This is a genomic window from Kitasatospora putterlickiae, assembly GCF_039527695.1.
GTDB lineage: Bacteria > Actinomycetota > Actinomycetes > Streptomycetales > Streptomycetaceae > Kitasatospora > Kitasatospora putterlickiae.
On record NZ_BAAAKJ010000054.1, the window covers coordinates 30690 to 37166 of the forward strand.

Here is a 6477-nt window from a genome sequence, read left to right on the forward strand (position 1 = left end):
CCCGGGGGCCCGGCCCGCCCGGTCCGGCTCGCCGGGCTGGTCCGGGGGGACGGCCGCGCCCTCGACGAACGCCCGGGCGAGCGCCGAGATCTGGTCCGCGGCGGCCTGATTGACCAGGTCGGCGGCGAGCGCCAGGGTCGACACCCCGGCCTGCTCGGCGAGGTTCTCCAGCTGCCCGGCCGCCTCGGTGGGCCCGCAGCGCAGCCGCTCGACCAGCACGCCGACGCCCATCTCCACCACCGCCCGGCCCGCCGAGTGGGCCTGGGCGCGCTCCAGTTCCAGCCGCAGCCGCTCCACGGTGCCGGCCAGCCGGCCGACCGCCGTCGCGTCCCCGCCGGACGGCGCGGGGCGGTCCGTGGCCGGGGGATCCTGCGGGTGCTGCACGGTGCTGACTCCTGGGGGTCGGGGCCGGTGGCGGCGCCGGGCGGGCGGCTACCTGGTCAGGTGGTGCCGGATGCGGCCGATCACCTCGGCCGCCTCGACCGGCTTGGTGATGTAGTCGCTGGCGCCCGAGGCCAGGCTCTTCTCCCGGTCGCCGATCATCGCCTTGGCGGTCACGGCGATGATCGGAAGCCCCTCGTGCTCGGGCATCGCGCGGATCGCCGCGGTGGCCGTGTACCCGTCCATCTCCGGCATCATCACGTCCATCAGGATGACGTCGATCCCGGGGTGGGCGGCCAGCGCCTCCAGCGCCGCGCGGCCGTTCTCGGCCTGGAGCACCCGCAGGCCGTGCAGCTCCAGGATGCTGGTGAGCGCGTAGAGGTTGCGGTCGTCGTCGTCCACCACCAGCGCGGTGCGCCCGGCCAGCGTCGGATCGGCCTGCGGGCTCCAGGGGGCGTCCCGTTCGGTGTCGCGCACCAGCGGCAGCACGGCCCCGGGGCGGTCGGCGCTCATGTGCAGGGCGACGCGTTCGCGCAGCTCGTCCAGGCTGGACAGGAACTCCAGCGGCCGGCCGCCCGCCCGGCGCACGGCGTGCTCGTCCGGCGCGCCGACACCCCGGTTGTGGTGCGCGAGGACCGGGACGGCGTGCAGCGCCGGGTCGCGCTCCAGCTCGTCCAGGAACCGCGTCGCGGCGCCGTCGGGCAGGTCGAGTTCCAGCACGACGCAGTGGCACGGGTCGGTGGCCAGCGCGGTGGCGGCCTCCTGGGCGCCGACGGCGGTGACGATCTCCACCTGGCGCCGCGTTCCGGCGTAGCGGGCGAGGTCGGCCACGGCGTTCTCCGCCACCAGGGACAGCAGGCCGTTGGGCCGGCCCTCCACCACGAGCAGGCGGCGCGGCGTCTCGGCGGGGTGGTGGTCCGCCTCCCCGGACGGCTGCGGGGCGCGGCTGGGCACGCGGCGCGGCGCGCCGTCGGGGCCGCCGGCCGCGTCGGGCCGGGTGGCGGGGAGGTAGAGGGTGAAGGTGCTGCCCCGGCCGAGGGTGCTCTCGACGGTGATCGCGCCGCCGAGCAGGTAGGCGATCTCGCGGCTGATCGACAGGCCGAGTCCGGTGCCGCCGTACTTGCGGCTGGTGGTGCCGTCGGCCTGCTGGAAGGCACCGAAGACGGTCTCCAGGTGCTGGGGCGCGATGCCGATGCCGGTGTCGCTCACCCGGAAGGCGAGCACCGGGCCGCCGTCGCGCCGTACGCCGTCGGGGAGTTCGGCCTCGGCGGCCGGCTCGATGCGCAGCTCGATCCGGCCCTGTTCGGTGAACTTGACCGCGTTGGACAGCAGGTTGCGCAGCACCTGGCGCAACCGGTAGTCGTCGGTGGCGAGTTCGGCTGGGACGCCGTCGACCGTCCGGACCGCGAAGGCCAGGTTCTTCTGGCCGGTCATCGGGCGGAAGGTGGCCTCGACGTAGTCGAGCAGCGCGCGCAGCGGCACCGCCTCGACGTTGACGTCCATCTTGCCGGCCTCGACCTTGGAGAGGTCGAGGATGTCGTTGATGAGCTGGAGCAGGTCGGAGCCCGCCGAGTGGATGATGCCCGCGTACTCGACCTGCTTGGCGGTCAGGTTCCGGGTGGGGTTCTGGGCGAGCAACTGGGCCAGGATCAGCAGGCTGTTGAGCGGGGTGCGCAGCTCGTGGCTCATGTTGGCCAGGAACTCCGACTTGTAGGTGGAGGCCAGTGAGACCTGGTGGGCGCGGTCCTCCAACTCCTGGCGGGCCTGCTCGATCTGCAGGTTCTTGGCCTCGATGTCGCGGTTCTGCGCGGCGAGCAGCTCCGCCTTCTCCTCCAGCTCCGCGTTGGAGGCCTGGAGCTCCTCCTGGCGCGCCTGCAACTCCTGGGACCGGGCCTGGAGTTCGGCGGTCAGCCGCTGGGACTCGCCGAGCAGCTCGTCCGTCCGGGCGTTGGCGATGATGGTGTTGACGTTGACGCCGATGGTCTCCATCAGCTGCTCCAGGAAGTCCCGGTGGACCTGGGTGAACGGCTGCACGGAGGCCAGCTCTATGACACCGAGGACCTGCTCCTCGACCACGATCGGCAGCACCACCAGGGACAGCGAGCCGGTGCGGCCCAGGCCGGAGGAGGCGGCCAGGTAGTCGGGCGGCAACGCGTCGACGGTGATGGTCCGCCGGCCGCGCGCCGCCTGGCCGACGAAGGACTCGCCCAGCCGGAAACGGGTGGGGCGCTCGCCGTCGGGGAACGCGTAGGAGCCGACGAGCTGCAACACGGTGCCCTCGGGGCCCTCCTCGGCGAGGTAGAAGGCGCCGCACTGCGCGGAGACCAGCGGGGCGAGTTCGTCCATCACGGACTCGGCGACCACCACGAGGTCGCGCCGGCCCTGCATCAGCGCCGAGAAGCGGGCCAGGTTGGTCTTCAGCCAGTCCTGTTCCTCGTTGGCCCGGGTGGTCTCGCGCAGCGACTGCACCATGAAGTTGACGTTGTCCTTGAGGTCGGCGACCTCGCCGGAGGCGTCCACGGTGATCGAGCGGGTCAGGTCGCCGGCCGCGACGGCGCTGGTCACCTCGGCGATCGCGCGGACCTGCCGGGTGAGGTTGCCGGCCAGCCGGTTGACGTTCTCGGTGAGCCGCTTCCAGGTGCCGGAGACGCCCTCCACCTGGGCCTGGCCGCCGAGCCGGCCCTCGGAGCCGACCTCGCGGGCGACCCGGGTCACCTCGTCGGCGAAGGAACTGAGCTGGTCGACCATCGTGTTGATGGTCTCCTTCAGCTCCAGGATCTCGCCGCGCGCGTTGACGGTGATCTTCTGCGACAGGTCGCCGCCGGCGACCGCGGTGGCCACCTGGGCGATCGCCCGGACCTGGCCGGTGAGGTTGCCGGCCATGAAGTTCACCGAGTCGGTCAGGTCGCGCCAGGTCCCGGAGACGCCCTTCACGTCGGCCTGGCCGCCGAGGATGCCCTCGGTGCCCACCTCGCGGGCCACCCGGGTCACCTCGCCGGCGAACGCGGACAGCTGGTCCACCATGGTGTTGACGGTGTTCTTCAGCTCCAGGATCTCGCCGCGGGCGTCCACGGTGATCTTCTGCGACAGGTCGCCCTTGGCGACCGCGGTGGCCACCTGGGCGATGTCGCGCACCTGGGTGGTGAGGTTGCCGGCCATCGCGTTGACCGAGTCGGTGAGGTCCGCCCAGGAGCCCGAGACGCCCGGCACCTGGGCCTGGCCGCCGAGCCGGCCCTCGGTGCCGACCTCCCGGGCCACCCGGGTCACCTCGGAGGTGAACCGGGACAGCTGGTCGACCATGCCGTTGAACACGGTGGCGATCTCGCCGAGCAGCCCGTCCGCGTCGTCCGGCAGTTCGGTGCCGAAGTCGCCGTCCCGAACCGCCGTCAACCCGGCGAGGAGCAGCCGCAGTTCGGGTTCGCCCACGCGCGCGGTGTCGGGCGCTCCGTGCTGGTCGCGCTGCGGGCCGTGGAACGTGGTGGGGCCGGCCATCGAATGCTCGCCTCCGATCCGGGGTGCCGCGGGAAGCGAGTCTGCGAACCGCTCCTCGGGCGCCGTGTGTACCGCCAGGGAGGCTACCCCACCCCTTACGGCGGTTGAAAAACGGTTGGTGCCTGAGGCAACCTTTCAAGGGTCCCGCCGCACCGGTGCCGTCCGGCAGCCTCCGCGAAACCTTCACAGACGGCGACTGCATCCTTTCGCGCATCCGGGGTAGCGGGCGCAGGACCGTGCCGACACGACGGAAGGACTCCCATGGTGGCCCCCACCGGTGAACTGCTCGTTTCCGCCGCTGCGTCGACCACGACGGCGCTGCGCGACCTGCTGCCGCCCGAACTGGCGGCCGTGGAGGACCCACGCGAGGTCGCCCCCGCGGACGCCCGCGAACTCACCAAGGTGCTGCTGCGTCGTCTGGCGACGCTGGAGGAGGGGACCCGGGAGTACTCCTACGTCCGCTCCACGCTGGTCGAGATGAACCTCTCCCTGGTACGGTTCGCGATCCGCCGCTTCGACTCGCACCGCGAGCCCAAGGACGACCTCCTCCAGGTCGGCGCACTGGGCCTGATCAAGGCGATCGACCGCTTCGACCCCGAACTCGGCGTGGAGTTCACCACCTTCGCCCTGCCGACCGTGCTCGGCGAGATACGGCGGCACTTCCGCGACACCACCTGGGCCGTCCACGTCCCGCGCCGTCTCCAGGAGCTGCGCATCACGCTGGCCAGGGCGCAGGAACGGCTCGCGCAGCGCCTGGACCGGGCCCCGACCGTGGCCGAGCTGGCCGAGGACCTCGGGATCGGCGAGGAGGAGGTCGTCGAGGGCCTGACCGCCGCCAACGGCCACACCGCGGGCTCCCTGGACGGCGGCGCCGAGGACGGCGAAGGCCCCGGCCCGCTGGCCGACCACCTCGGTGAGGACGACCGGGAGCTCGACCTCGTGGAGGACCTGGTCGCGCTCAAGCCCCTGGTGGCCGCCCTGCCGGAACGCGAGCGGCTGATCCTCTCCATGCGTTTCTGCGAGGACATGACGCAGTCCCAGATCGGGGCCCGCCTCGGCCTGTCGCAGATGCACGTCTCGCGCCTCCTGAGCCGCACCCTGCGACGACTGCGGCAGGGGATGGAAGCCGCCTGACCGCGGCGCGTGGTGCGGCTCCGGGGGACGCGACGGCCCCGATCCTCCCTCCCTCACTTGGCCGGCGGGCGTGACCTCCGTATGGTCGGAAGGCACGGACACGGAGGGGAACGACGATGATGCCATCCGACAACGACCGGGGAGAGACTGTGCTCGCGGCCTCCCAGCCCCGTCCGGAGCTGGTGGTGGAAACCCGCTCAGGACCCGACGGCGCGGTGGTCTGCGCCCTGGCCGGCGACCTCGACGTGGAGACGCTGGCGCCGGCCGCCGACGCCCTCGCCGCGCTGGTCGCCCAACGGCCCACGGCCGTGGTGATCGACCTGCGGGGAGTGGGCTTCTGCGACTCCTCCGGCCTGAACGTCCTGCTGCGCACCCGCCTGGTGGCGGAGCGGACGGGCCTCGACCTGCGACTCGCCGCCGTCCCGGCCACGGTCATGCGGGTCCTCGACCTGACCGGGGCGCGGACGGTGTTCGCCATCCACGAGTCGGTCGACGAGGCCCTCGCGGGATGAGCCGGGACGCGCACCGGACCGGACACGCGCCGGTTCGGTGCCGTCCGGCCCCGCGGCAGGCATAATTCCGGGACCGCCGGGAAACCGACCATGCGGAAAACGCCGTCGATCCGAAAGGGTGCCCTCCTATGACGTTGAGCCGGGGAACCCTGGACGGAGAACCCCAGTCGGCCGGACCCGTGGCACCCCCGGGCGGCCAGCGCCGGCGGCTGCCCCTGGCCGGGCTCCCCAAGCCGGTCGCCCGCGCCAGGACCTTCACCACCCAGGCGCTCGCGGACTGGTACCCGGGCGCCGTCGCTCCCGGCGCCCGGGACGAGGTCGCCGAGGACGTCGTGCTGCTGGCGGCGGAGCTGGTCGCCAACGCGATGCTGCACGGGGGCGGGCCGCTGGAGATGGTGCTGGACGTCACCGCGGCCCGGCTGCGGGTCGAGGTCAGCGACCGCAGCCCGGTCATGCCCACCCCGCGCCGCCCGCACAACCCGGCGCTGCCCGGCGGCCACGGCCTGTTCATCGTGGAGCGGACCGCCGACCGCTGGGGCGCCGAGCCGCACGCCCAGGGCAAGACCATCTGGGCCGAGGTCGACACCGCGCGCCTGCTGCCCGCCGACTGACCTCACAGCCCCCCTCGACGGCGGCGACCGACCTCACAGCCCCTCGACGGCGCGGGCGTCGCCGGTCAGCGCGTAGCGGCGGCAGGCCAGCAGCTCGTCGTAGGTGCTGCCGATCTCCTCGCCGAGCAGGTGCAGGACCGCCTCGGCGTCGTGGTCGGAGACGTAGCCCGGCGCCACCCGCAGGGCCAGCAGCCCCAGCTCGCGGTAGCCGCCGCGCAGCCGCTTCTGCACGTCCAGCCCCTCGGCGACCACGGTGCGCCAGGCCTCGACGTCCATCCCGTCGGGCCCGGGGACGCGGTGCAGGTCGGCGGGCGGCACGTCCGGGCTCTCGCACAGCTCGGCGACCG

General features: G+C 73.3%; 5 protein-coding genes and 1 pseudogene. 3 read left to right on the plus strand and 3 right to left on the minus strand.

Annotation, left to right across the window (positions count from 1 at the left end):
* Both ABD308_RS06350 and ABD308_RS06355 read right to left on the minus strand, forming a co-directional pair.
* Positions 1-384: ANTAR domain-containing protein (locus ABD308_RS06350; protein WP_344328433.1), on the minus strand; the 384-nt coding region annotated here is incomplete at its 3' end.
* 48 nt (positions 385-432) lie between these two features.
* A complete protein-coding gene (locus tag ABD308_RS06355) occupies positions 433-3873 on the minus strand; it encodes a HAMP domain-containing protein (protein WP_344328442.1) in 3441 nt (1146 codons plus the stop codon).
* A 261-nt stretch (positions 3874-4134) separates the two neighbouring features.
* Here ABD308_RS06355 and ABD308_RS06360 point away from each other — a divergent pair, with 261 nt between their 5' ends.
* The 3 genes from ABD308_RS06360 (at position 4135) to ABD308_RS06370 (ending at position 6130) form a co-directional block, all read left to right on the plus strand.
* On the plus strand, positions 4135-5007 hold the full coding sequence (locus ABD308_RS06360) for a SigB/SigF/SigG family RNA polymerase sigma factor (protein ID WP_344328450.1): 873 nt from the start codon (positions 4135-4137) through the stop codon (positions 5005-5007).
* Positions 5008-5123: 116 nt separating this feature from the next.
* Positions 5124-5519, plus strand: coding sequence for an STAS domain-containing protein (locus ABD308_RS06365; RefSeq protein WP_344328460.1), 396 nt, complete (start codon positions 5124-5126; stop codon positions 5517-5519).
* A 128-nt stretch (positions 5520-5647) separates the two neighbouring features.
* Entirely contained in the window at positions 5648-6130 is a 483-nt protein-coding gene (locus ABD308_RS06370; RefSeq protein WP_344328471.1) for an ATP-binding protein, read from the plus strand.
* Positions 6131-6163: 33 nt separating this feature from the next.
* On the opposite strand, the pseudogene ABD308_RS06375 reads toward ABD308_RS06370, so the two are convergent.
* A pseudogene (locus ABD308_RS06375) lies at positions 6164-6477 on the minus strand (hypothetical protein); the annotation flags it as partial.